This window comes from Candidatus Deferrimicrobiaceae bacterium, from assembly GCA_036504035.1.
GTDB lineage: Bacteria > Desulfobacterota > Deferrimicrobia > Deferrimicrobiales > Deferrimicrobiaceae > JANXPS01.
In genome coordinates, this window is record DASXVV010000006.1 from 54570 (window position 1) to 80009 (window position 25440).

27 protein-coding genes are annotated in these 25440 nt (G+C 65.0%); 23 read left to right on the forward strand and 4 right to left on the reverse strand.

The annotated features are described in order from the left end of the window. Positions 1-23: 23 nt before the first annotated feature. The 21 genes from VGK27_01590 to VGK27_01690 all read left to right on the forward strand — a co-directional run bounded on the left by VGK27_01590 (position 24) and on the right by VGK27_01690 (position 20675). Positions 24-485: a chemotaxis protein CheW gene (locus VGK27_01590; protein HEY3488795.1), complete on the forward strand. Its 462-nt coding sequence runs from the start codon at positions 24-26 to the stop codon at positions 483-485. Then, a complete protein-coding gene (locus VGK27_01595) occupies positions 475-1869 on the forward strand; it encodes a CheR family methyltransferase (GenBank protein ID HEY3488796.1) in 1395 nt (464 codons plus the stop codon). The genes VGK27_01590 and VGK27_01595 overlap by 11 nt, the downstream gene beginning before the upstream one ends. Then, positions 1866-2432 (forward strand): chemotaxis protein CheW, encoded by a 567-nt coding sequence (locus VGK27_01600; GenBank protein HEY3488797.1) that lies wholly within the window; start codon positions 1866-1868, stop codon positions 2430-2432. The genes VGK27_01595 and VGK27_01600 overlap by 4 nt, the downstream gene beginning before the upstream one ends. A 34-nt stretch (positions 2433-2466) precedes the next feature. Next, on the forward strand, positions 2467-4212 hold the full coding sequence (locus VGK27_01605) for a methyl-accepting chemotaxis protein (protein HEY3488798.1): 1746 nt from the start codon (positions 2467-2469) through the stop codon (positions 4210-4212). A 7-nt stretch (positions 4213-4219) separates the two neighbouring features. Next, positions 4220-6547 carry a response regulator gene (locus VGK27_01610; GenBank protein ID HEY3488799.1) on the forward strand — a complete coding sequence of 776 codons (2328 nt, stop codon included), beginning with the start codon at positions 4220-4222 and terminating at the stop codon, positions 6545-6547. Between the two features lie 3 nt (positions 6548-6550). Beyond that, positions 6551-7642 (forward strand): chemotaxis protein CheB, encoded by a 1092-nt coding sequence (locus VGK27_01615; GenBank protein HEY3488800.1) that lies wholly within the window; start codon positions 6551-6553, stop codon positions 7640-7642. Further along, positions 7639-8307, forward strand: coding sequence for a response regulator (locus tag VGK27_01620; protein HEY3488801.1), 669 nt, complete (start codon positions 7639-7641; stop codon positions 8305-8307). Before VGK27_01615 ends, VGK27_01620 begins: the two co-directional genes overlap by 4 nt. A gap of 50 nt (positions 8308-8357) precedes the next feature. Beyond that, positions 8358-10049 (forward strand): diguanylate cyclase, encoded by a 1692-nt coding sequence (locus VGK27_01625; GenBank protein HEY3488802.1) that lies wholly within the window; start codon positions 8358-8360, stop codon positions 10047-10049. Positions 10050-10135: 86 nt separating this feature from the next. Beyond that, entirely contained in the window at positions 10136-11188 is a 1053-nt protein-coding gene (pstS, locus tag VGK27_01630) for a phosphate ABC transporter substrate-binding protein PstS (protein ID HEY3488803.1), read from the forward strand. A 197-nt stretch (positions 11189-11385) separates the two neighbouring features. Beyond that, entirely contained in the window at positions 11386-12558 is a 1173-nt protein-coding gene (locus VGK27_01635; protein ID HEY3488804.1) for a hypothetical protein, read from the forward strand. Between the two features lie 76 nt (positions 12559-12634). Beyond that, positions 12635-13567: a phosphate ABC transporter permease subunit PstC gene (gene pstC / locus VGK27_01640; GenBank protein HEY3488805.1), complete on the forward strand. Its 933-nt coding sequence runs from the start codon at positions 12635-12637 to the stop codon at positions 13565-13567. Further along, positions 13564-14412: a phosphate ABC transporter permease PstA gene (gene pstA, locus VGK27_01645; GenBank protein ID HEY3488806.1), complete on the forward strand. Its 849-nt coding sequence runs from the start codon at positions 13564-13566 to the stop codon at positions 14410-14412. The genes pstC and pstA overlap by 4 nt, the downstream gene beginning before the upstream one ends. Beyond that, positions 14400-15173 (forward strand): phosphate ABC transporter ATP-binding protein PstB, encoded by a 774-nt coding sequence (gene pstB, locus VGK27_01650; protein ID HEY3488807.1) that lies wholly within the window; start codon positions 14400-14402, stop codon positions 15171-15173. Before pstA ends, pstB begins: the two co-directional genes overlap by 13 nt. A gap of 20 nt (positions 15174-15193) precedes the next feature. Further along, positions 15194-15862, forward strand: a complete 669-nt coding sequence (gene phoU, locus VGK27_01655) for a phosphate signaling complex protein PhoU (protein ID HEY3488808.1) — start codon at positions 15194-15196, stop codon at positions 15860-15862. Further along, the gene (locus VGK27_01660; protein HEY3488809.1) at positions 15834-17426 is read left to right on the forward strand and encodes a Ppx/GppA phosphatase family protein; all 1593 of its coding nucleotides are present in this window, start codon (positions 15834-15836) and stop codon (positions 17424-17426) included. Before phoU ends, VGK27_01660 begins: the two co-directional genes overlap by 29 nt. A gap of 6 nt (positions 17427-17432) precedes the next feature. Beyond that, positions 17433-18134: a thymidylate kinase gene (locus VGK27_01665; protein HEY3488810.1), complete on the forward strand. Its 702-nt coding sequence runs from the start codon at positions 17433-17435 to the stop codon at positions 18132-18134. Further along, the gene (locus VGK27_01670) at positions 18131-18841 is read left to right on the forward strand and encodes a hypothetical protein (protein ID HEY3488811.1); all 711 of its coding nucleotides are present in this window, start codon (positions 18131-18133) and stop codon (positions 18839-18841) included. The genes VGK27_01665 and VGK27_01670 overlap by 4 nt, the downstream gene beginning before the upstream one ends. Next, positions 18838-19263 carry a hypothetical protein gene (locus VGK27_01675; GenBank protein HEY3488812.1) on the forward strand — a complete coding sequence of 142 codons (426 nt, stop codon included), beginning with the start codon at positions 18838-18840 and terminating at the stop codon, positions 19261-19263. The genes VGK27_01670 and VGK27_01675 overlap by 4 nt, the downstream gene beginning before the upstream one ends. Beyond that, positions 19260-20141: a CHAD domain-containing protein gene (locus VGK27_01680; GenBank protein HEY3488813.1), complete on the forward strand. Its 882-nt coding sequence runs from the start codon at positions 19260-19262 to the stop codon at positions 20139-20141. The genes VGK27_01675 and VGK27_01680 overlap by 4 nt, the downstream gene beginning before the upstream one ends. An 80-nt stretch (positions 20142-20221) precedes the next feature. After that, entirely contained in the window at positions 20222-20455 is a 234-nt protein-coding gene (locus VGK27_01685; protein ID HEY3488814.1) for a hypothetical protein, read from the forward strand. Positions 20456-20492: 37 nt separating this feature from the next. Then, the gene (locus VGK27_01690) at positions 20493-20675 is read left to right on the forward strand and encodes a hypothetical protein (GenBank protein HEY3488815.1); all 183 of its coding nucleotides are present in this window, start codon (positions 20493-20495) and stop codon (positions 20673-20675) included. A 13-nt stretch (positions 20676-20688) separates the two neighbouring features. On the opposite strand, the gene VGK27_01695 is transcribed toward VGK27_01690, so the two are convergent. After that, complete coding sequence (locus VGK27_01695) at positions 20689-21891, reverse strand: FprA family A-type flavoprotein (protein ID HEY3488816.1); 1203 nt, start codon at positions 21889-21891, stop codon at positions 20689-20691. A 23-nt stretch (positions 21892-21914) separates the two neighbouring features. Then, positions 21915-22079: a rubredoxin gene (locus VGK27_01700; GenBank protein ID HEY3488817.1), complete on the reverse strand. Its 165-nt coding sequence runs from the start codon at positions 22077-22079 to the stop codon at positions 21915-21917. Between the two features lie 120 nt (positions 22080-22199). Between VGK27_01700 and VGK27_01705 the strand changes: the two genes are divergently transcribed. Next, positions 22200-22721, forward strand: coding sequence for a 3'-5' exonuclease (locus VGK27_01705; protein ID HEY3488818.1), 522 nt, complete (start codon positions 22200-22202; stop codon positions 22719-22721). Positions 22722-22726: 5 nt separating this feature from the next. Here VGK27_01705 and VGK27_01710 read toward each other — a convergent pair whose 3' ends face one another. Continuing rightward, positions 22727-24073, reverse strand: coding sequence for a chloride channel protein (locus VGK27_01710; protein ID HEY3488819.1), 1347 nt, complete (start codon positions 24071-24073; stop codon positions 22727-22729). Continuing rightward, positions 24070-24621: a MarR family transcriptional regulator gene (locus VGK27_01715; protein HEY3488820.1), complete on the reverse strand. Its 552-nt coding sequence runs from the start codon at positions 24619-24621 to the stop codon at positions 24070-24072. The genes VGK27_01710 and VGK27_01715 overlap by 4 nt, the downstream gene beginning before the upstream one ends. A gap of 128 nt (positions 24622-24749) precedes the next feature. On the opposite strand from VGK27_01715, the gene VGK27_01720 reads away from it, so the two are divergent. Continuing rightward, the gene (locus VGK27_01720; GenBank protein ID HEY3488821.1) at positions 24750-25406 is read left to right on the forward strand and encodes an OmpA family protein; all 657 of its coding nucleotides are present in this window, start codon (positions 24750-24752) and stop codon (positions 25404-25406) included. Positions 25407-25440 lie beyond the last annotated feature (34 nt).

Below are 25440 nucleotides of genomic sequence, written 5' to 3' on the forward strand. Positions count from 1 at the left end.
CCCCTCATGCCGATAGAGACTAGATGGAGCCCCTTTTCCTGTTCTCCATCGAAGGCCGGCGTTTTGCGCTCGAGCTCCCGTGCGTCGAGCGGGTCGTCCAGGCCGTTGCGGTCACGCCGCTGTCCGACGGACCCGAGGCCGTCCTGGGCGTCGTCAACGTCCACGGGACGATCATCCCCGTCGTCGACCTGCGCCGGCGGCTCGGAATCCCTCCCCGGACGGTCCGGCTCGACGACGGCATGGTCATCGCGCACACCGCCCGACGCTCCCTCGCCTTTTTCGTCGACACGGCCTTCGGCGTGGTCGAGAGCCCCGAAGGCGGCTACGTCATCGGGAACGACGTCGTTCCCGGCCTCGAATTCGTGCAGGGCGTGGTGCAGATCGGCGACGATCTGGTGCTGATCCACGACCTCGACCGGGTGCTGTCGATCGACGAGCAGGACCAGCTCGACCGCGCCCTGGGGGATTCCTCCGATGCCGGGTGACCTGTCCGCCACGCTGCTGGAGGGCGTCAGCCGGGCCATCGAACGGCGATCCGGGCTCGCGTTCCCCCCCGACAAATGGCCCGATCTGCGCAAGGGGCTCGCCGAGGCATCCGACACGCTGGGTCTTGCCGGCGCGCGCGAGCTGGCCGAGCGCTTCCTTTCACCTTCCGCCCCTTCCGACTGGACGACCGTGCTGCTCGACCACCTCACCATCGGCGAGACCTATTTCTTCCGGGAACCGGATATGCTCGACGGGATCGAGAAGCAGGTTATCCCCCAGCTCCTCCGGGAGCGGCGGGGCGGCTCCCGGAAGATCCGGGTCTGGAGCGCCGGCTGCTCGACGGGCGAGGAAGCGTACACGCTGGCGATGCTGCTGATCCGTTCGATCGCCGACATCGAGGCGTGGGATGTCTCGGTGCTGGCGACCGACCTCAACACCGAGTCGCTTCTGAAGGCGCAGAGCGGGGTTTACACCGCCTGGTCCTTCCGGGGCACCCCCGCATGGGTCAAAAACGGCTTCTTCCGCCCGGCCGGCGAGGGGGCCTGGTCCGTCGTGCCGGAGGTGCGCCGCCTCGTCCGCTTCGAACGACTCAACCTGGGCACCGAACCCTATCCCGCTTCTTGGAACGGCACCGACAACATCGACCTCGTGTTCTGCCGGAACGTCCTGATGTATTTTTCCCCCGAGCGCATCGAGCACGTCCTCAGCGGCCTCCTGGCCTCGCTCGTGCCCGGCGGTTTTTTCGTCGTCAGCGCCAACGAGCTCTCCCTGGCGCAATTCGAGGGGTTCGAGCGGATCGAACACGGCAAGGCGTTTTACTTCCGGAAACCTCTTTCCGGGAAACCGGCGGCTTCCAGGCCCCGGTCGGCCCCGCCGCCGACCGGACGGCCGCCGGCCAACGCCTTGCGCGCTCCGCGCCCTAAAGCCGAAGCCCTCCGCATCCCGGTGTCCCCGGTCCCGCCGCTGGCCGATCCCCTGTCCGCCGCGCGCCGGAGCGCCGACGCGGGCCGATTCGATGAAGCGGCGATCCATTGCCGCGCGGCGCTCGAAGCCGACCCGATGAATCCCGCGGCGTATTATCTTTACGGCGTCATCCTGCAGGAAAAAGGAGACCCGACGGCGGCGGCCCGCGAGTTCCGGCGCGCGATCTACCTCGACTCCGACTTCGTCGCGCCCCACATCTCGCTCGGGCACCTCTTGCACGGCTCCGGCCACCGGCCCGAAGCTTCGCGGTATTTTTCGAACGCACTCGCGATCCTCGCCCGATACCCGGCCGACGAGATCCTCCGCGAATCCGGCGGCACGACCGTCGGGGGACTCGCGGCCATGATCCGATCCATCGCGCCGGAGGCGTCTCCCGGGCGCGGGGAAGGTGAGGAATGACCGAGAAACCCGGTTATCGGCGTCGGGCGACCGACGCGATCGGATTGACCCGCCAGCAATTGCTCGATAAACGGGCGCGCCGGCTCGCCGAACCGCCCGTCGATGCGCGGCCCCTCCAGGGGATGATCGAGGTCGTCGAGTTCCGGCTGGACGCCGAGCGATACGCGGTCGAAACGTCCCGCGTCCGGGAGGTGTTCCAGGCCAGGGCGCTGACCTCGGTCCCGGGCACGCCCCCGTTCGTGGTCGGCATCATCAACGTGCGCGGGAAGATCATCTCGGTCGTCGACATCCGCGGCTTCTTCGGCCTCCCCGGGCGGGAGGCGGCGGAGGAATTCCGGGTGCTGATCCTCCACGCTTCCGACATGGAATTCGCGCTGCTGGCCGACGAGATCGCAGGCGTCTCCCGCATCGCCTCCGCCGACCTGCAGGCCACATTGCCGACGCTCAGCGGCGTGCGCGCCGAATATCTCAAGGGGATCACCGCCGACCGGCTGGCCGTGCTCGACGCCGACCGGATGCTGGCCGACCCGGGCCTCATGGTCCACGACGACTTCACCGGATGACATCGAAACGAACGCCTCAGGAGGGCGAACATTCATGAACATAGATTTCAGGTTCAACATCGGGGTCAAGCTCGCGGCCGGGTTCATCTTCGCCAACCTGCTGATCATGGCGCTGAGCGTCGATCCCTACATCAGCATCCACCGGCTGATCCTGAAGGCCGGGGAGATCGATGCGACCTCCCGCGACCGGCTGTTCGTCGCGTCGGTCGTCGCCGACCTCGACGAAGCGTCCGCGAACGCCGACGGCTACCTGGCCACCGGCGAGCGTCAGTTCCTCGACGCCGGTACGGCCGCGTCGGGAAGGGTCTCCGAACGCCTTCGCGAATCCGGGACCGCGATCCGGAACGCCGAGGCCCGGCAGCTCTTCGCCAAGATGAGCGACCTGATCGCCAAGCGGCTGGCGCAGATCGGCGACGACGTCGGCGCCCGGCGCGCGGCGGTCGACCGGGGGAAGGCGCAGCCCGAGGGGCGCAAGGCCGAGATCCTGCTCGGAGGCGAGATCCGCAGATTATCGGCCGAGATCGGCCGCGTCCTGCAGAAGAGCGCGGAAGAACAGCTTTACGCCCACCACCAGCTGGCCGACAGCACCAAGACGACCCTCGTCATCGCCTGCCTGATCTGCTCCGTCCTGTTCACCGTCGTCAGCCTCTCGCTCACGCACCACATCGCGAAACCGCTGCGCGACATCACCAAGACCGCCGAGCGGATCTCCGACGGCGATCTCACGATCGCGGTCAGTAAATACAACCGGGAAGACGAGGTGGGCACGCTCGCCAAGGCGTTCGAGAAGATGACCGCCTATCTTGAGGAAATGTCGCTCGTCGCCGGGAACATCGCCACGAACAACCTGACGGTCCGCGTGTTCCCCCGCTCCGACCGCGACATGCTCGGGAACGCCTTCCTCACGATGCTAGAGAACCTGCGGCGGATGATCTCCGACCTGACCGACGCGGCCGACGTCATGGCGTCTTCCTCCAACGAGATCCTCGCGCTCACCACGCAGCTCGCCGCAAGCTCCTCCGAGACGGCCACCGCGGTCAGCGAGACCTCGACCACCATCTCCGAGGTCAAGCAGACCGTGCGGCTGGTCAGCCAGAAGGCCGATTACGTCTCCGAGAGCGCCCAGAACGCCGCGGCCGTCTCCCAGAACGGACGGGCGGCGGTGAACGAGTCCGTCATCCGGATGAACCAGATCCGCGAGCAGATGGAATCGATCGCCGACAGCATCGTCAAGCTCTCCGAGCAGAGCCAGACGATCGGCGCCATCATCGCCAGCGTCAACGACATCGCCAACCAGTCGAACCTGCTCGCGGTCAACGCCTCCATCGAGGCCGCCAAGGCGGGCGAGCAGGGGAAGGGCTTCGCGGTCGTGGCCCAGGAGGTGCGCAACCTGGCGGAACAGTCCAAGGAGGCGACCTCCCAGGTGCGCGCGATCCTCAACGACATCCAGAAGGCGATCTCGGGGGCGGTCATGGCGACCGAGCAGGGCAGCAAGGCGGTCGACGCCGGGGTGATGCAGTCCCACCAGGCCGGCGACTCGATCAAGACGATGTCCGAGGCCGTATCCGAATCCGCGCTCGCCACGACGCAAATCGTGGCGTCGACGAACGAGCAGGTCGTCGGGATCGACCAGGTCGCGCTGGCGATGGACAACATCAAGCGCGCCAGCGAGCAGATCGCCGCCAGCATCCGGCATGCCGAAAGTTCCTCGATGAATTTGCATGAGCTTGGCATCCGGCTCAAGCAGGTCATCGGGCGATTCAAAATCCAGGGAGAATGACGCGCGCGTGAGCACCCGGGAAGAAGAGTTCCTCCAGCGGCTGCTGGCCACCTTCCGGATCGAGGCGGAGGAGCACACCTCCGCCATGAGCGCCGGCCTGATGGAACTCGAGCAGTCGCCACCCGTCCCGCGGCGGCGCGAGCTCGTCGAGATGGTCTATCGGGAGGCGCACAGTCTCAAGGGCGCCGCGCGCTCGGTCAACCTGACCGAGATCGAGCTCATGTGCCAGTCGATGGAAGGGCTGCTCGCGGTCGTCAAGCGCGAGGAGGTGACGTTGTCGCCCGCCCTGTGCGACCTCCTCCTCGAATCGCTCGACACGGTCAACGGGCTGCTGCAGGGAAGCGGCGAGGAGGGGCCGGCCGAACGGCAGAAGCGGCTCGCCCTCCGCGACCGGCTCGGGGCGGCTTCGCGCGGGGAAACCGGCGCATCTCCGCCCGTTCCGTCCGCAGATACGCCGTCAGGTCCCCTCCAGGAACCCGCACGGGCGCCCCGCCGCCGATCCGAAGACCGGCTTCCGCCTCCCGCGGCAGCACCGGCCGCAGGCCCGGTGGTCCCCGGCGCCGACACGATCCGGATCCCCAAGCACAAGCTCGATGCGCTGCTGCTGCAGGTCGAGGAGCTTATAGCGCTCAAACTGATCTCACAGCGGCACGTGGCCGAATTGCGCCAACTGCGCGACGAGGTCGGCCGGTGGTCCGATGGCTGGCAACGCGTCCTCCCGGTCCTGCGGAAGATGGCCGCCACCGACGGAGGGGGCGAAGAAGCCGCCCCCGACGAAGACCGCGATGCACGCCTGCTTCGCGCCTTCCTCGAAAACCATGCATCGGCGGTGAAAGATATCCCGGGGCGCCTGACGCTCATGAAGAAGGGATTCGGCGACGACGTCCGCACCGTGGCCTCGATGGTCGATTCCTTGTTCGAGGACGTCAAGGACGTCCTCATGTTTCCCTGCGCTTCGCTCCTCGACCTGTTTCCCAAGGTGGTGCGCGACCTGGCCCGCGAGCAGGGAAAGGACATCGATTTCCGGATCAGCGGCGGAACCATCGAGGTCGACAACCGGATCCTGCAGGAGGTCAAGGACCCGCTGCTGCACATCATCCGGAACTGCGTCGACCACGGGATCGAGTCGCCCAAGGAGCGGGAGCGCAAGCGCAAGTCGCCCCGCGGCAAACTTTCGATCTCGGTGTCGCGGACCGACGGCGGCAAGATCGAGATCCTGACGTTCGACGACGGCGGCGGGATCGATCCCGAGCGGGTCCGGAATTCAGCCGTCGCCAAGGGGATCATTACAGCCGAGGAATCCTCACGGATGACGACGGACGAGTCGGTGGGCCTCATCTTCCGCTCCGGCTTTTCGACGGCGTCCAAGATCACCACCCTTTCCGGCCGGGGGCTTGGGCTCGCGATCGTCCGCGAGAAGATCGACAAGCTCGGGGGCACGGTCGAGGTCGAGACCCACAGCGACTCGGGCACCACCTTCCGGATCCTCATCCCGATGACGATGGCCACCTTCCGCGGTACGCTCGTGCGGGTGGGCACGCGCATCTTCGCGATCCCGACGACCAACGTGGGGCGCGCCCTGAGCCTCCCGTCCGAGCGCGTGAAGCGGGTCGAGAATGTCGAGACCATCGAGCTCCATGGGAAGCCCGCTTCGCTCGTGCGACTGGGCGCCATCCTCGGCGTGCCCGAGGAGCCGGGCAGCGACGAGGCGAGGACGGTCCAGTTGCTCGTGCTGGGAACCGGGAACGCCCGCATCGCGTTCAAGGTCGACGAGGTGCTGAGCGAGGAGGAGATCATCCTCAAGAGCCTCGGGAAGCAACTGTCCCGCGTCCGGAACGTCTCCGGAGCGACGGTGCTCGCCTCCGGGCGGGTCGTCCTGGTGCTCAACGTCTCCGACCTGCTCAAATCCGCCGTGCTCCTCGCAGGGCGGATCGACCAGGTTCCCTCGGCGCCAGCGACCCGAACCCGAAAACGGAAGTCCGTCCTGGTCGTCGAGGACTCCATTACCGCCCGGACGCTGCTCAAGAACATCCTCGAATCGGCCGGGTACGCCGTCGTCACCGCGATCGACGGAATCGACGGGTTCACGGCGCTCCAGTCCAGGAGCTTCGACCTGGTCGTATCCGACGTCCAGATGCCGCGCATGGACGGGCTCGAGCTTACCGGGAAGATCCGCGCCAGGAAGGAATTCGCAGACCTGCCGGTCATTCTCGTGACCGGCCTCGAATCGGCCGACGACCGCAAAAAAGGGGTCGAAGCCGGCGCCAACGCATATATAGTGAAGAGCAGTTTCGACCAGGGCGACCTGCTGTCCGCGATAAGGAGAATGGCTTAAACGATGATCGACGTCCTGATCGTGGAGGATTCCCCCTCCGCCGCGCAACTCATCAGCTACATCCTCACGACCGACCCCGAGATCCGGATCGCCGGGATCGCATCCAACGGCGCCGAGGCGATCAAGAAGCTGGCCACCCTGTCCGTCGACGTCGTTACGATGGACATCAACCTTCCGGGCGGGATGAACGGCTTCGAGACGACCCGGCGCATCATGGAGACCCGACCGCTTCCGATCGCCATCATCAGCTCGCTCGTCGTGCCCTCCTCCGGGAATTCGAACCCGTTCCGGATGATGGTCGAGGGCGCGCTGGCGGTGCTCGCCAAGCCCCCGGGACCGGGGCACCCCGACTACGAGCGGCGGTCGAAAGAGCTGATCCGCACCGTGCGCGCCATCGCCGAGGTCAAGGTCGTCCGCCGGCACACGGGCTCCGCGCGTCCCGCCGCCCCCTCCACCGAATCCTCCGCACGGGCGGGCATCGTCGTCCCGCAACGGACCCGCCCCCCGCGGATAGCCCAGGGCACGGGACGCTACCGGATCGTGGCGATCGGCGCGTCGACCGGCGGACCCGCCGTGGTCGAATCGATCCTGGCGGGGCTCGGGCCCGATTTCCCGTTGCCGATCCTGCTCGTCCAGCACATCTCGGCCGGCTTCACCGAAGGGTATGCCGCCTGGCTGCGCAAGTCGACGGGGATGCCGACCCGCATGGCGCGGCACGGGGAGCTGCCCGAGGCGGGCATGGTCTACGTCGCCCCCGACGACCAGCACATGGGCGTTTCGACGACCGGGACCATCGTCCTCGACGGTACGCGGGAGGCGATCCACGGGCTGCGCCCTGCGGTAGCCCACCTTTTCGAATCGGTCGCCCGGGTCCACGGCGACCATGCCATCGGCGTGATCCTGACCGGAATGGGCGCGGACGGCGCGCGCGAGCTTGGGCTGATCCGGGAAGCGGGTGGCGTCACCATCGCCCAGGAGCGCGGCAGCTGCGTCGTGCCGGGCATGCCGGGCGAAGCGATCCGGATGGGGTCGTCGACCTTCGAGCTCACGCCCGAGGCGATTCCGAGAAAGCTTTCCGCGCTGGCGGCCGAATGACGACGCCCCCGGTCGATATCCTGCTCGTCGAGGACAGCCGGACGCAGGCCGCCCTGATCCGGCACGCGCTCGAGGAGGCCGGATACGGCGTCCGGAACGCCCTCGACGGGAACCGTGCGCTTGCACTCATCCGGGAATCGGCGCCGACGCTCGTCGTCAGCGACATCATGATGCCCGGCCTCGACGGCCACGGCCTGTGCCGCGTCCTGAAGGCCGATCCCGCGACGGCCGGGATTCCCGTCATCCTCCTGACGACGCTTTCCGAGCCGGGCGACATCGCACGCGGCATCGAGTCCGGCGCCGACAGCTTTCTCTGCAAGCCGTTTTCCCCCGAAGTGTTGCTGGAACGCATCGACGAATTTCTGCAAAATGGGGAGTTGTCGAGAAGCCGGATATTCGACCTGCTGGTGTCCGCCATCGACGAGGGGCGCAGGAAACACGAAGCGCTCGCGCGAAGTTACGGAGAGTTGTTGAAAAGCCGGGTGTCCCGGAAGTCGCTCGACGAGACCATCCGGATCTGCGCACGTTGCAAGAAGGTGCAGGACGACCGCGGAGATTGGGTTCCGGTCGAAGAGTATTTCCGGCGGGTGGCCGGGCTCTCCTTCACCCACGAGTTCTGCGCCGAATGCGGCGACGGCCTGCTGCGGAAGCAGTCCATCCCGTAACGTTGCCGAACGACGACCCGGGCGCCCGGGAAGAAAGGCACTCGAACGCGATGACACCGGAACCGGAACAGGACGCACCCGCGACGATCCTCATCGTCGAGGACAGCCCGACGCAGGCCGAGCAACTCCAGTTCCTGCTCTTCAAGCACGGGTTCCAGACCGACGTCGCCCTGAACGGACGCATCGCGATCGAAGCGATCCGGCTGCGCAAGCCCGACATCGTCATCAGCGACATCGTCATGCCCGAGATGGACGGCTACGAACTGTGCGCAGCAATCCGGAGCGATTCCGGCCTCGACAGCATCCGCATCGTGCTGCTGACGTCGCTATCCGAGACCGACGAGGTGCTCCGGGCGCTCGAGAGCGGCGCCGACTATTTCATCACCAAGCCCTACGACGAACGATTCCTCGTCGAACGGATCCAGGGTATCCTGGCCCGGCGCAAGTCGTCCGACGATAACCCCGACAGCAACGAGATCGTCTACAACCACAAGCGTTATGCGATCCACACCGAGCGGCGCCGGATCCTCGACCTGTTGCTGGCGACCTACGAGTCCACCATCAAGAAGAACGGGGAGCTGCGCCGGGCGCACGACGAGCTTCGGAACATGAACGACAAGCTCGAGCGCGCCGTGACCGAGCGGACCAAGGCGCTCGAATCCGAGACCTATCAGCGGCAGCGCGTCGAGGCGGTGCTCGAGAACCTCCGGCGCGCCGAAGAGGCGCTGGTCGAGCGTCACCGTGCGCTCTCGGTGCTCTACAAGATCACCACCGTGATCAGCGTCGCCCGCGACCCGCGCGAGATGTGCGTCGGCGTGTTGGAAGCCATTTCCGAGCTGAAGCTGTTCGGCTTCGAGACGCGCGGCCGGATCTTCAACGTCGAGAACGGACGATTCACGGACTGCTTCCCGCTCAAGGCCGAAGACAACCCTCCCCCTCCCAGCCTCGCGGCGTGCGAGGAATGCCTCTGCGGTCTTGCAGCGCGCACCGGCGAGATCATCCTCTCCCGAGGTCCCGGGGAAGTCCCCCTCCATTCCGTCACCTGCGAATGCGATACGCACGGCCACGTCATCGTACCGCTCAAGACGCAGTCGGGCACCGTCGGCGTCCTTTGCCTTTGCGTCGACCCCGCGGGCGTGCCCGACATCGGGGAGGCCGGAGAACTGCTGCGGTCGCTGGGCGGCCAGATCGCCATCGGCATCGAGAACGCCCGCGTCTACGAGCAGACGCGCCACAGCTCGCTGCACGACCCGCTGACCGGACTGCCCAACCGGCGCAACATGGAGATCTTCTTCGAGAAGGCCTACGCGCAAGCCACACGCGGCGCGTCGCTCTCGGTGCTGCTGTTCGACATCGACCGATTCAAGAGCTACAACGACACCTACGGCCACGCCGCAGGCGACAAGGTGCTCGTCAGCGTCGGCAAGACGGCGTCCGAACAACTTCGCGACACCGACCTGATCGCCCGCTTCGGGGGCGAGGAGTTCCTGGTCATCTGCCTGGGCCTTGGGCTGACGGAATCGTACAAGGTCGCCGAGCGGATCCGCGCCGCTATCGAGGCGAACACCGAGGTGACGGTCAGCATCGGCGTCGCCGCCTACAGCCACGGGGTCGGCGGCAAGGAAAAACTGATCGAGTGCGCCGACGCCGCCCTCTACGTCGCCAAGAACAACGGCCGCAACCGGGTCGAGGTTCACGTCCGGAAGGAGACCGCCCCCCCCCCTTTCTTGACGCGTTCTTGACACGCCGCTCAACCCTCCTTCATCCGCGGTTTCCATAATGCCTCCATAACGCGCGACAAGCGCCGATCAAAACGGAGGAAGCATCCATGAAAAAAAGATTCGGTTCGGCGGGCCGCCTGTTGCTGGCCACGCTCTGCCTGGCGATGGCCGGCACGGCGTTCGCGGGCGAGGTCACCGTGAACGGGGCCGGGGCAACGTTTCCCTACCCGCTCTATTCCAAGTGGTTTTACGAGTATTCGAATGCCCACCCGGGCGTCAAGTTCAACTACCAGTCCATCGGGTCCGGCGGCGGGATCAAGCAGATCACGTCGGGCACGGTCGATTTCGGCGCCACCGACGCTCCGATGACCGCAGACGAGATGAAAAAGCTGCCGGGGCCGATCTTCCACATACCCACCGCGATCGGCGCCGTCTCGGTCGTCTACAACATGGAAGGGGTCAAGAACGCGCTCAGGCTGTCGCCCGAAGTGCTGGCCGATATCTTCCTCGGGAAGATCGGCAAGTGGAACGATCCGAAGATCGCGGCGCTCAACAAGGAAGCGAGGCTCCCCGACATCGATATCGTCGTGTCGCACCGCTCCGACGGCTCCGGCACCACCGATATCTTCACCAGCTACCTGGCCGCCGTCAGCCCGGGGTGGAACAAAACGGTCGGGCACGGCAAATCGGTCAACTGGCCGGTGGGCCTCGGCGGCAAGGGCAACGAGGGCGTCGCGGGCGTGGTCAAGCAGACGCCGGGGGCGATCGGCTACGTCGAGTTGGCGTTCGCCCAACAGACCAAGATGAAGGACGCGGCACTCCGCAACCGGGAAGGAAAGTTCGTCTCTCCCTCGCTGGGGACCACTTCGGCCGCCGCCGCGGGCGCCGCGAAGACGATGCCGGCCGACTTCCGGATGTCGCTGGTCAACGCGCCCGGCAAGGACGCCTACCCGATCTGCGGACTGACCTGGCTGCTCGTCTACAAGGACCAGAAGGATGCCGTCAAGGGGAAGGCGATCGTCTCCTTCCTCAAGTGGGCGCTGCACGACGGCCAGAAGATGAACGCCCCGCTGCTCTACGCTCCGATTCCGAAGGCGGTGGCCGAGAAGGTCGACAAGACGGTGCGCGAGATCAGGTCGGGCGGCAAAAGCCTCTACTGACCGCCTGCCGTCCTGTTCGAACCTGCACGTCGCGGGGGAGGTGCCGTCCGGGCATTCTCCCCCGCCTTGTTTCCGTACGCGATCGCTTAGGCGGGCGTAACCGCAGATGATCGGGGACGGTATAATAAACACTAATAACCCCCGGTCTTCCGGAAGAAAAAGGTCATTTGTTGCCGCAAAAGCCGTTCCGCCGACGCATGGCGATTGTCGTTTCCCTGTTGCTCCTGTCGTTCTGCTTCCTGACCCGCTTCGATTTCAAGGGACATCACGAGGGTCTCTTCCTGCTCAAGGGCAAGGGCTGGCGCCTGTTCGAGCTCAAGGACGACCTCTACCTGGGGGACGGCAGCCGCATCCTCCTCCACTTCGACACCGACCGGATCCGGGATCTTTACTCCAAGCGGGAGCGTCATCCCCATGGACGGGCTTATCTGGAGTACGTTTGGGACGCGGCCGACGGAAGCGGATACGTGGTGAACGTCTTTCCGGGAGGAGAACGGCTGATGACCAATTTCAGCCGGTTCATCGACGAGGACGGCAAGGCGGTGTTCGGGCTGTTCGTCGGGGGCGGGTTGCCGCTCTCGGTGCTCCCGGAAAGCGTCAACCGCGGGAACGACACCGGGATGGCCTGGTTCGACGGGACACGCTGGTTCCACGTCTGGTGCAACGTCAACGAGGGAATCGGGCCCTCCGGTTCTCCGGGGGCAATCCCTCCATCCCGCTGGAAGTTTCTGGGGAGCCGGATCCTTAACTACAGCGACAAGCGGCTTGTTCTTTCCAGCTGGCACGAAATCGAGGTCGAGGGCGTCCCGCTGCGGATCGATCGATACGCCTATTTCACGGCCGGAGATCCCTTCTTCCGGCTCGAGATCAGGATCACCAACATCGGCAGGCGCTCCGTGCGCGTCGCCTACAACTACGGGGACGACCCGTGGCTGGGCGATTTCGGCCGGGGCAAGGGAAACGTCGGATGGGTGAAGGACCGATTGATCCGCCACGAGGAACTGGTGGATTCGTCGGCGTATTCCTGGGCCGGGATGTACGACCGGGGGAACGAGACCGCGGGAGATCCCCCCGGCATGGCCTACACTTATATCGCCAATTTCATCGAATGGCTGGGCCCGGATAAACCTGTGGTCTATTACGCCAACACCTTTCGGGGACCCCAGATGCCCATCCTCGGCAACGTTCCGCTGTCGAGCAACGAGCGGTTCATCGGCCTCCAGTGGGACCCCCTGGAGCTCGACCCGGGAAAGGGGAAAAAGCTCTTCCTCGTGGTCGGGAAGGCGAACACGGCTCCCGACGGCGGCCTCCCTTCCATTCCGCCCGGGGCACTCGATGCTCCCCCGTCGGCCTCCACCCCGGTCCGCTGAAAACCGCCCTCGCTTCTTAACGCGGTCTTAATACGCGGCCAATCCGCGCTTCATTCCCGCGCGAAAGAATGGGCTCATGTCAGCCAGCCGCGGCAACGTGAAAGACATCCTTTTCGAGCGGGCGACCGCCCTGTTCGCCGGTTGCGTCCTGGGGCTGACGCTGTTGCTCCTCGGGCTGCTCGTACACGAGTCTCTGCCCGCCCTGAAGAAGTTCGGCTTCTCCTTCCTCACCGGCACGACCTGGGACCCGGTGGCCGAGACGTTCGGCGCCCTCCCCTTCATCTACGGAACGCTCGTCACCTCGACGATCGCCCTGCTCATCGCGGTGCCACTCAGCGTCGGCGCCGCCGTCTTCATCAACGAATTCGCTCCGCCGTGGCTCAAGGGCCCCGTCGCCTTCCTCGCCGAGCTGCTCGCCGCCATCCCCAGCGTCATTTACGGGCTATGGGGCATCTTCGTGCTGGTGCCGCTGCTGCGCGACCACCTCATGAAGCCCGTCGCGAAGTTCCTCGGCTGGATCCCCCTGTTCAAGGGCCCCGTCTACGGGCCGAGCATGCTCGCGGCCGGAGTCCTGCTCGCCATCATGATCGTCCCGTTCATCCTGTCGGTCAGCCGCGAAGTCATGGCGACCGTGCCGCAGCGCCAGAAGGAGGCGGTGCTGTCGCTGGGCGGCACGCAGTGGGAGATGATCCGGATCGTCGTCGGCCAGCATTGCATCCCCGGGATCTTCGGCGCCACGATCCTGGGCCTCGGCCGCGCCATCGGCGAGACGATGGCGGTCACCATGCTGATCGGAAACCGCCCCGACATCCTCTTCTCCATCTTCCAGCCCGGCTACTCGATGGCCGCCGTCATCGCCAACGAGTTCACCGAGGCGACAGGCGACCTCTACCTGTCCGCGCTGGTCGCCATCGGGCTCGTCCTCTTCCTCATCACGTTTGTCATCAACCTGGCCGCCCGCTGGATCCTCAAGCGGCTCGTCGCCCGGGCCTCCCGGGGGATCGCATGATCGCGTCGATCGCCCTCCGCCGACGACTGGCCGACCGGACCATGAAAACGCTGTTCGTCCTGGCCGCAATCCTCGTCGTCCTGCCGCTGTTCATGATCTTCGCCGACCTTCTCTGGAAGGGGGCGAAGGAGCTCAAGTGGTCGCTCCTGACCGATCTGCCCCGCCCCGTGGGCGAGCCCGGGGGAGGCATCGCCAACGGCATCCTCGGAACGCTGACGATCAGCGGGTTGGCCATGGCCGTCGGCATCCCGGTGGCGGTCATGACCGGGATCTACCTTGCGGAATACGGCCGCGGCCGGTTCGCATCGATCGTCCGATTCTGCGTCGACACGCTGGCCGGCGTCCCGTCCATCATCATGGGAATCTTCGGATACGTCCTTATCGTGCTGCCGATGAAGCGCTTTTCAGCGTATGCGGGGGCGGCGGCGCTCGCGATGATCTTCATCCCCATCGTCGTCCGCACGACCGAGGAGATGCTGAAGACCGTCCCGCAGCCGGTGCGAGAAGCGGCGCTTGCGCTGGGAATCGAGCGCTGGAAAGCGACGCTGCATATCACGGTCCGGACCGCCTGGTCCGGCATCGTCACCGGCATTTTGCTGGCGATGGCGCGCATCGTCGGCGAGACCGCCCCGCTGCTCTTCACCGCGCTCGGCAACCAGTTCTGGCAGTCGCGGCTCGACGGGCCGATCGCCGCCGTCCCGCTCCAGGTGTTCACCTACGCGATATCGCCCTACGAAGACTGGCACGACAAGGCGTGGGCCGGCGCTGTCGTCCTGATCCTGATCGTGCTCTGCATCAGCTTGACCGCGCGTTTTTTCACCCGGGAGAAGAAATGGAAACCGTAAAGCAGGACATCCTCCGGATCGAATCGCTGTCCGCCTGGTTCGGGGACAACCAGGTGCTCCGGAACATCTCGATGCCCATCGGGCGCAACACCGTCACCTCGATCATGGGTCCGTCGGGCTGCGGGAAAAGCACCTTCATCCGCTGCATCAACCGGATGCACGACCTGACGCCGGGCTTTCGCCTGTCGGGCGGAATCCTCTACGACGGGGCCGACATCTACGCAGACCGGGTCGATTCCGTGGCCTTGCGGCGCAAGATCGGCATGGTGTTCCAGCAGCCGAACCCGTTCCCCCGCATGTCCATCTTCGAGAATGTTGCCGTGGGGCTCAAGCTCAACGGCGCGTCCAAGGGAAAGCGGGAAATCGCCGAGAAGGTCGAGAAATCGCTCCGCATGGCCGCGATCTGGAACGAGGTGAAAGACCATCTCTCGCGCCCCGGCATAAGCCTTTCCGGGGGGCAGCAGCAGCGGCTCTGCATCGCGCGGGCGCTTGCCGTCGAACCCGAGATCCTCCTGATGGACGAGCCATGCTCCGCGCTCGACCCGGTGTCCACCGGCAAGATCGAGGAGCTGATCGAGGACCTCGGCGAGAAGTACACCATCGTCGTCGTCACCCACAACATGCAGCAGGCGGCCCGCATCTCCGACTTCGTCGCCTTCTTCCTGATGGGCGACCTGGTCGAGCTCGACCGCAGCGCGAAGATCTTCACCAACCCGTCCGACAAACGGACGGAGGAATATATCACCGGCAGGTTCGGATGAACGAAGAAGGAGCGTAGAAGATGACCGCAGCAAGGCATTATTCGGAAGCGCTCGGCGAGCTCAAGGAAATGGTGCTTCGGATGGGGGGGCTGGCCGAACGGATGGTCGACTGCGCCATCAACGCGCTGGTCGAGCGCAATGCCGGCCTCATGGACGAAGTGCGCGCCATGGAAAACCAGGTCAACCGGCTGCACGTCGATATCGACGAGGTCTGCCTCGAAACGATCGCCCTGCGCCAGCCTGCCGCCGGCGACCTTCGCTTCATCACAGCGGCGATGAAGATCAACACCGACCTGGAGCGGATCGGCGACCAGGCGACCAACATCTCCCAGCGCGCCGCATCCCTGCTGGCCGTCCCGCCGCTCAAGCCACTGATCGATATCCCGCGGATGGCGCAGATCGCCGATGGCATGCTCAAGAACGCGCTCGACGCGTTCGTGCACGGGGACGAGGCAATGGCCATGGAAACCATCGCGCTCGACGACGAGGTCGACCAGCTCAAGGACCAGGTGTTCCGGGAGCTGCTCACCTACATGATGAGCGACCCCACGACCATCCCGCGGGCGATGGACCTCATCCTGGTTTCCCGAAGCCTCGAGCGGATCGCCGACCACGCGACCAACATCTGCGAGGATGTCGTTTTCATGGTCAAGGGAAAGGATGTGCGCCACCAGGGGCCGCTGGCGTAAAAAAGTCGACGCGGGTATCATCGGTTACGTGAGCACGCTAGCCGCGATCGACATGGGCTCCAACGCCATCCGCTTCTACGTGGTGGAGCCGACCGGCCCGGCGTCCTACCGGGTGATCGAGAATATCCGCGAGCCGATCCGGCTCGGCGGCGACGTGTTCCTGTCCGGCACCATCCGCCCCGAAAACATCCGCAAGGCCGAGGAGGCGTTTCGCCGCTTCCGGCAGGCGCTGCAACGCTACCGCGCAAGGGTCGTTCGCGCCGTGGCGACGGCCTCCATCCGCGAGGCGGTCAACGGGGAGCAGGTGATCGCGCGGATCGAGAAAGCCTCCGGGATCCGGGTCGAGGTGATTCCCGGCGACGAGGAGGCGCGGCTGGTCGCGCTGGCCGTCGGGAGCCGGATCCCGCTCAAGAAGCGGAACGCGCTCATCGTCGACCTGGGGGGCGGCTCGGTCGAGGTCAGCCGCATCGAGAACGGCCGCATCACGCTGGCCGAATCGCACAACTTCGGCGCGGTCCGGCTGCTCGACGTGCTCTCCTCCGCCGGCGACGACCCGGCGCGCGGCGGCGCCCTTCTCCGCGATTACATGGAGCTGATGGGGCGCAAGCTGCGGCGCAAGGGCGCAGAAAAAGCCGATATATTCATCGCGACGGGCGGAAACATGGAGACGATCGCCTCCCTGTCGGACATCGGCGCCGTCCCACATCCCACATATCCCGGCACGCTCGTCCTTCGCACCTCGAAGCTGCGCACGGTGATGGAGACGCTCTCGGGCATGACCGTCAAGGCGCGCATCGCACGCTACGGCCTGCGGGAAGATCGCGCCGACGTCATCCTCCCCGCCTGCTTCGTCTACCACATGCTCGCGAAACTCAACGGCAGCGCCGAGATCCTCGTGCCGCGCGTCTCGCTCAAGGATGGCCTGATCCTCGATGCCCTGGCCCGCACGCGGGAAGTCGAGCACAGCGACGACCTGCGCGCCCAGGTGCTCGTCTCCTGCCGCGAGCTGGGCGAGCGGTTCAAGATCGACCGCTCCCACGCCGAGAAGGTCGCGTTCCTCGCGACGCGGCTGTTCGACGGCACCGAAAAGGTCCACGGAATGCCCCCCGGCGACCGGCTGCGTCTCGAAGTCGCGGCGCTGCTGCACGACATCGGCTACTACATCAGCATCCAGAAGCATCACAAGCACAGCTTTTACATCATCTCCAACGCCGAGATCGTCGGCTTCCCCCCGCAGGAGCGGTCGATCGCCGCCCATGTCGCCCGATACCACCGGAAGGCGCTTCCCAAAAAAGAGCACGCCGAGTTCGAGGGTCTGCCCAAGAAGGAGCGCGTCGCCGTCCGGCGGCTCGCCGCCCTGCTTCGGCTGGCCGACGCCCTCGACAAGGAGCACCTGGGCGCGATCCGCGGGATCGACTGCCGGATGCGCGGGGGCGTTCTCCGGATCTCGGCGGCCAGCCGGAAGAGCTGCCGCCTCGAATCGCTCGGCTTCGAACGAAACGCCCAGATGTTCCGCGAGGTCTTCGGCATCGACGTCGCACTCGAGATCCGCAAGGAGGCATAGACCCGCATGGTCAACCGGATTCCCCGCACAGCGCGTGAGCCGCACGATTACCCTGGCAAGCTGATCGCCGTCGAAGGGCTCGACGGGTCGGGCAAATCGACGCAGATCTACCTCGTCCGCCGGTGGCTCGAACTCGAGGGGTACAAAGTCTTTTTCACCGAGTGGAATTCGTCGGCGATCGTGAAGAACGCCACGAAGCGCGGGAAGAAGCGCAACCTGCTCACGCCGACCACTTTCTCGCTCATCCACTGCACCGACTTCGCAGATCGGTACGAGCGCAACATCCTGCCGATGCTCAAGGCCGGCTTCATCGTCCTTGCCGACCGCTACAAGTACACGGCGCTCGCCCGCGACACGGTCCGGGGCTGCCCCGAGCGGTGGGTCGAGAAGCTCTACAGCTTCGCGGCGCAGCCCGACATCACCTTCTATTTCCACCTGCCGCTCAAGACGGCGCTCGACCGCATCCTCGCCGGGAGGCCCGAGCTCAAGTACCACGAGGCGGGAATGGACCTCGGACTTTCCCCTGACCCCGTCGAGAGCTTCAAGATCTTCCAGGGCCGCATCCACAAGTCCTACGAGGCGCTCTCGAAGAAGCACGGCTTTACCCGCATCGCCTCGGACCGTCCGATCGAAACCATGCAGGAAGAGGTGCGCGACATCATCCGGGAGCGGATCGACCTCGCCCGGTTCAAGGTGGTGAGCCGATGAGCGCGCCCAAGAGGTTCTACGGCGAAGGGCTGCCGGGCGTCGACCCGGCCTCCCTGCACGGGAAGCTGATCGTCATCGAAGGGGCGGACGGCTCGGGGCGCAGCACCCAGACGGCGATCCTGACCGACTGGCTCGAGCGCCGCGGCCACGCGGTCGCCCACGTCGGCCTGCGCCGCTCCGAGCTCGTCGGCGAAGAGCTGGCCGCCGCGAAAGACGGAAATGTCCTGTCTCCCCGAACGCTCTCCCTCTTCTACGCCACCGACTTCGCCGACCAGGTCGAGAACCGGATCATCCCGGCGCTGCGCGCCGGCTTCGTCGTCCTGGCCGACCGGTACATCTACACGCTCATGGCGCGCGACTTCGTCCGGGGCGCCGAGATCGACTGGCTCCGCTCCGTCTACAGCATCGCTCCCGTCCCCGACCTCGTGATGTACCTGCGCGTCCCGCCGCAACAGTTGCTCGAGCGGTTCATCTACCGCGGGAAAGAGCTCGACTACTGGGAATCCGGGATGGACATCGGCTACAGCCGCGACTGGTTCGATTCCTTCATCCGGTACCAGACCGAGCTCAACCGCGTCTTCACGCGGCTCCAGCACGATTACGGCTTCGAGATCATCAACGGCAACCGCTCCCGCCAGGCCGTAACCCGCGACCTGCAGGCGCGCATCGAGGCGTTCATCGAGTCCCCCGAGGAGAAAAAGCGATGACCCGGAAGACACCCCCTCCTAAAAAGGCGGCCGCGAAGCCGGCTGCACGGCCCTCCGCCAAATCGGCGCCGGCGGAAGGGCCGGCCGCGAAAGGTTTCCCCGCGTCCGAAGGGAAGAAATCGGTGGCCAAGGCATTGACGCGCAAGCGGACGCCGCAGGTCGCCCGCGAGCTCCTTGTCGTCGAGATGCGGCGCGTCCGGGCCATCTTCGTCGAGATCGGCGAGCGTTACCTGGCCGACATCGAGGGGAGCATCGTGTCGATCATCGACGACCTTGCGCAGCGCAAGCTGCCTCCGGACCGCGTCGAACGGCTTCTCAAGGAGGTCCGGGAACTCGACGTCAAGCCGCGCAAGGGGCGCCGGAAAGATCTCGGCCGCATCGAAATGCTGGTCGACGATCTACGCAAGTCGCTCGAGGATTGACCCAAACGTTCCTCGCCAAGGCCGGCGAAAAACGGCTCGAACGCTTCCTGGCCGCCCACAGGGCCGCTTCCCGAAAACCGGGAGAGGAATCGGTGCACGATCTTCGCGTGGCGATCCGAAGGCTGCTCGCGTTCCTCGACATGGCCGCCCCGCTCGTCGGTCAAGGGACTCCGTTTTCAGGAACGCTGCCCGAAACGCTGAACCGGCTGATGAAGCCGCTTGGACGGCTGCGCGACGCGCACGTCAAGACCCTGCGCATCCGGGCGATGGTTCCCCTGGCCGACCCGGTTTCGTGGCAGTACGCGCTGGCGGTGCAAAGCGACACGGAAAAATGGGAAACCGTGGCCGATGCCGCGCTGCGGCGCACCCGGGCAAACCGCATCCGGGCGGCCTTCCGGGCGCTCCCTTTTTCGCGCCCGATCCCCGACGATCCCGAGGGGGCCATGCTCGACCGTCTCCGCGGGCTGGAAAAGGCGCTGGTCAGGGACGCAGGAGTCTTCCTTGCCGAGCCTTCCCCCGAATCGCTCCACGTGTTCCGCCTCGCCTTCAAGACCTACCGCTATTCCGCCGAAGTCGTCGGCGCGCTGCTTCCCGGGCGGGCCCCGGAAGCGGACGCGCGTCTCCACGATTTCCAGACGCTCCTGGGAGATATCCACGATCTCGATGTCATGCTGGCCGAGGCGCGGCATTTCCGCGAAAAGGTCCTGGGGGAAAAAGGCGGCATGAGCGATGTCGAGCGCGCCGCCCGAAAAGCGCGCGCGGAATCCTTGCATCGTCTTTCCCGTATCTTGCACAATGAACGGGAGGTTGCGTCGCTGTTCCGCCGGGACGCGGCCGCCAATCGGACCGACAAACGGAGAATCGATGTCCCAGGCTAACCCGACCCACGATTATTTCCAGGCGCTGTTCAACGCGATCCTTCGAGGGATGCGGGCACTCGGCCGAATGCTCCGAGTGCGTGATCCGGAACTCGGTCGGAAAAGCGATCGCGGGAGAAGCGGTCACCCGGAGACGGATGCGGATGGAGCGCTCCGATGGTCGGGGGACGATCGAGACCTACCAGCTGGTCACCGCCATCCCGTTCGATTACGAAGACCGGCGCCTGGCGCTGTTGCAGCTCGAGGACATCGACGTCTCCCACGGGATCTGCGACGAGTGCCTCGAAAAGCAGCTTCGGGGGCTAAACAGGTAGATAATAGACTTAGGAGAATGCCGTCAGGAGGGTTGCCATGAGCGATGTCACGCACAAGAAATGCATCGTATGCGGCCTTGTCGAGCCCGAAGACGACTCCATCTGCATCCATTGCAAGGCGGTCATCCGGGGAGAAGCGGTCGAGCGGCACCAGCATGAAAAGAGGGACGTCGACGTCGCTCTCCACAAGGAGGGCAGCGGGGATATTCCAAAGCACTGACCCTGCGGAAGGTTCAGGGCGTGGCGAGTGCCGCAGCCGCGAACTGCCTGCCGAATTCGAAGCATTGCGCGAGCTCGGCCTCGGAAGGCGTCATCTTGACCTTGATCGGCTCGACCGCCACCTTGAACCGCATCGCGGTGAGGATGTCGGACACCGCCTTGACGGCCTCGCCGCTCCAGCCGTAAGAACCGAACACCGACGCCGGTTTCCCCTTCATGTTGAGGACGACCAGGTTGCCGATCAGGTCGAGGATCGGGTGCGGCACGGTCCCGTTGAGCGTCGGGGTGCCGAAGAGGACGCCTGCCGCCTGCTCGAACGCGTCGATGATCGTGCCCATCGGCGTCTCGACAATATTGAAAAGCTCGGGCGTGACGCCGCCCGCCTTGAGCCCCTCGGCCACCTTGACCGCCATCGCAGCCGTGTTGCCGTAGGACGAGGCATAGACGACCGGCACCTTCTTTTCGGTGACGCGCGACAGGACCGAGGCGCGCTCCTCGTAGCGGGCGAGGAACTTCTTCGGATCCTTGCGCAGGATCGGCCCATGGGACGTGGCGACCATCCGGATCGGCATGTCCTTGAGCCGAAGGGCCGCCTTGAGGACGTGCTCGCGGAACGGCCGCATGATGGTGCCGTAGTAGAACTCGAACGCGCGCCAGTGATCCTCGGGCTTCTTGATCTCGTCGTCGAAATATTCCGCGGAGCTGTAATGCGCCCCGAGGAAGTCGCACGAGAACAGGATGCCGTCCTCGGCCAGCCAGGTGAGCATCGTGTCGGGCCAGTGCAGGAACGGCGTGTTGAGGAAGGTCAGCGTCTTGCCGCCCAGCGGCAGCGTGTCGTTGTCGCCGACCACGAGCGACTTGTACTCGCCGTTGACGATGTTGTCGACGAAGGTCTTGGCCGACCGGGAGAGCACGACCGTGACGCCCGGGTTCGCGGCGATCAGGTCGACGAGCGCGCCCGAATGGTCGGGCTCGGAGTGGTTGATCACGATGTAGTCGATCTTGACGACCTCCGCCACCTTGGCGATGTTCGCCAACCACTCGGCCGCGAAGGGGCGCTTGACGCTCTCGATGAGCGCGGTCTTCTCGGTTCCCTTGACGAGATAGGCGTTATAGGTGGTCCCGAACTCGGTCGGGATGACGATGTCGAAAACGGCCAGGCCGGGATCCTTGACCCCGACCGCGAACACGTTCGATGCCAGCGTAATCGGTGCCATCTTCTGCGCCTCTCCCATCCGCTCTATTCGTCGGCCGGTTCGAATTCGGACTTGGACGCACCGCAAAGGGGGCAGGCCCAGTCATCGGGCAGGTTCTCGAACGGCGTGCCGGGCTCGACGCCGCTGTCGGGATCGCCGACCGCGGGATCGTAGATGAAGCCGCACGGGATACAACGCCATTTTTTCATTGATCGATTCCTCCTGATGCTGGTTAAGTTGGTCAGGTCTTTAATAATATGCGAATCTCATCGGCCGCGATTCATGAAACTTGCGGCATTATATAATCGATGGAGAAGGGAGAGGCGGGCATGCAGGATTGGCTGGCCAGGTTGCGGGACGTCCCATACGTCGCGGCCGACGTCGAGACGACGGGGCTGTCACCCGATTCGGGCGACCGGATCTGCGAGGTCGGGATGGTCCGCTTCCTGCGCGGGTCCGCCCTCGATTCGTTCGTCTCGTTCGTCAACCCGCTGCGCCCCATCCCGTCCGGCGCCTCGGCCGTCAACGGCATCACCGACGCAATGGTGGCCGGCGCCCCGACCTTCTCCGACCTTTACCCGCGGATCGTCGAATTCCTGGGCGACGACCCTCTCGTCTTCCACAACGCGCCGTTCGACCTGTCGTTCCTTCGCGCCGAGTCGCGCATCGCCGGTCTCGACTGGCCCGGCAACCCGGTCGTCGACACGCTGGCGCTCGCCCGCAACAGCGGCCGCTTCCGGTCGAACAACCTGGCGGCCGTCTGCCGCGAATTCGGCATCACCTCGTCGTTCCACCGGGCCGAGGCCGACGCCTGGGCCGCCGGCCGCCTCCTGCTCCACCTGCTGCCGTAATCGAATCACCGGGCCGACTTCCGTTTATTCCGCATGGCGGAATACCACGATGAAGGATCAAGGAATGCTTTCTTTGCGGCCATGACATCGCGAACGGAAATCCCGGTGGAGTCCGTTACCGGCATTCCCATCTTGTGGATAAATAGAACCTGGCTCGCGTACACGCTGCGATGGCCGGTGACCAGATAACTGACGATGCAGGCGACGGCGGCATACGGAGCGATCGCCGGCCCGAAAAACTCTATCGCCATGACGGATGCGGCGATCGGCGTGTTGGCAGCTCCCGCCAGGAGTGCAACCATCCCGATCGCGGTATAGGCTGCGATGTGCTCGTTCCCGCCGATCAGGTGGAATATGTTCCCCGCCGAGGCGCCGACGAAGAAGATGGGCGTCACGACGCCGCCGCTCCCTCCTGCCGCCAATGTAACGGATGTGGTGCCGATCTTCCAAAGGAACGCAGTGGGTGAAAGAGCCGCCCCGAATACGCCCGCCTCGATGAACCTGAGCCCCAATCCCAGATAATCTTTCGACACGAAGAAGCCGACCACGGCGACAAGCGTTCCACCAAGCAGCGGTTTAAGGACGGGAGGAATCGGGAGCGACTTGAAGCCTTTGTGCGTCAATGCCAGCCCTTCGATCAAAAGGATGGCGACCAGTCCGCACCAGATCCCCATCGGGATCATTTCGAGAAAGAAGGTCTCGCTGACGGCCGGGATGTTCGGGATAGTGCGGTAGAAAAAGGTTGCCCCAAGCATGTGAGACACGAAGAAGCCCGTTATTCCCGCGATGAACGAGGGGTACAGCACGTCGTACAGAATCCGCCCCAGGAACAGTACCTCGATGCCCATCAAGGCACCGCCGACAGGGGTCCCGAAGACGGATGCGAACCCGGCGCTGACCCCACAGATGACCAGCTTGCGTCGATCGACATCGTCCAGACGGAGCAGACTCGCGAACGCCGAAGCAAGCCCTGAGCCGATCTGGGCGCAGGGGCCTTCCTTCCCCGCGGATCCGCCTCCGGAGAGTGTGATCACCGTGGCGACCAGCTTCACGGGGATGACCGCCAGTGGAATCCTGCCCATCTTTTCGTGGATGGCGGCGATGACCCGCTCAGTGCCGTGTCCCTCGGCCTCCGGAGCCAGGCGGCGAACCAGTTCGCTGCTGGCAAGAAAGACCAGCGGCAACGCGAGGAGGGAATAGGGGTTCCGACCAAAGAGCGCCGTCGCCCAAGCAAGGGACTTTAGGAACGCCGTCGTGCTCAGGCCTACCAATGCCCCGACGATCATCGAAAGAACCGTCCAGCGAAGCATGTGGACGAAAAAGAGCGTTTTCACCTTGAGGCGTGCCTTCATTTTTTGACCCGACGAGTCCTGGCGGCAGGGGCCTCTATTTCGCGCGGGGGAATTTCTTTTCTGATCCTGGGACGGTTGACCTCGGATGAGAAAAGCAGTTTCGGAGGGAGTTCCTGGGCTCCGAGCATCTTGACCAGAAGTTCCATCCCTTCCGCGATCACCTGAAGGTCCGTTGCCTTGAGCGATTCGAGGCCCATCAGCAGGAGCACCTGCGCCACCTCCGGGGTTTTCTCCGCCGTCTCCCTGCCGTCTTCGGTCAAAGCGACTGCAATTTCGCGCCGGTCCGTTTTCGACCGCGTACGCGTGACATACCCCCGTGCCTCCAACCGGTCGACGATACCTACGAGGGTCGAGGGATGCAGGTACATCTGCCTCGCCAGGTCGGACAACCTAAGCGGCCCGGCGTCATCGAGTACTTTCATCGCCCAAAGTTGAGGCGATGTCAGGCCGGCGACCCGTTCCGACCGCTTTGAATATTCGTGCGTGACCTGCACGACCCGGCGCAGGTTGTCCACGACTTCCGCGATCGTCTTCTTTCTGCTCGTCACCTTCCCGCCTCCACGCTTCCTGTTGTAACCGCCCATGCATTATATTACGATACCAATAGTTGGTACACAAACTATCAACCGGTCAAGGTCGGGTCCACCCCTTCCTTTGGCTGGCACAGGGGGGGCTTATGGAAAAGGCGACTCGTTTTTCGACCGCAATGGCAATGCTGGTAATTCTGAGTGTCGCTACGTTCGGGTGCGCGAAGAAGCAGACGATCCGGGCGAACGACACCACGTTGCCGAAGGCACCCGGGCAAACGACCGCGACGATGAACACACCGGGGGTGTCCACGAGAACTCCAGAAGGCGTCATCACCTCCGAGACGATTCGGCCGGGCAAGAACACACCCAATGCCAGTGCGGCGGTTCGGAAAGAACCGCCTTCCACGACCGCCAGTTCCACCACATCTACCGTTTCCGGGGTGGCGGGTGCCGCCCTTACCCGGGAACAAGCATCTATCTTCAAGGATATCCACTTCGACTTCGATCAGTCGCTCATCCGCGAGGAGGATAGACCCATCCTCCTCGGCATCGTCGAATATCTCCGGAAGACCTCGGGAGCCCGTCTCCTGATCGAAGGCCATTGCGACGAGCGGGGGACGGCCGAATACAACATGGCGCTTGGGGAACGGCGGGCGACCAGCGCCCGGAAATACTTCGTCGCCTTGGGCATTCATGAAAACCTCCTTACGACGGTGAGCTTCGGGAAAGAAAAGCCGCTGGACTCCGGACACGATGAGGCCGCATGGGCGAAGAATCGCCGGGATCATTTTATCCGGAGATGACGGCGGGAATTCAGGGATTCAGACCGGGGGTGAC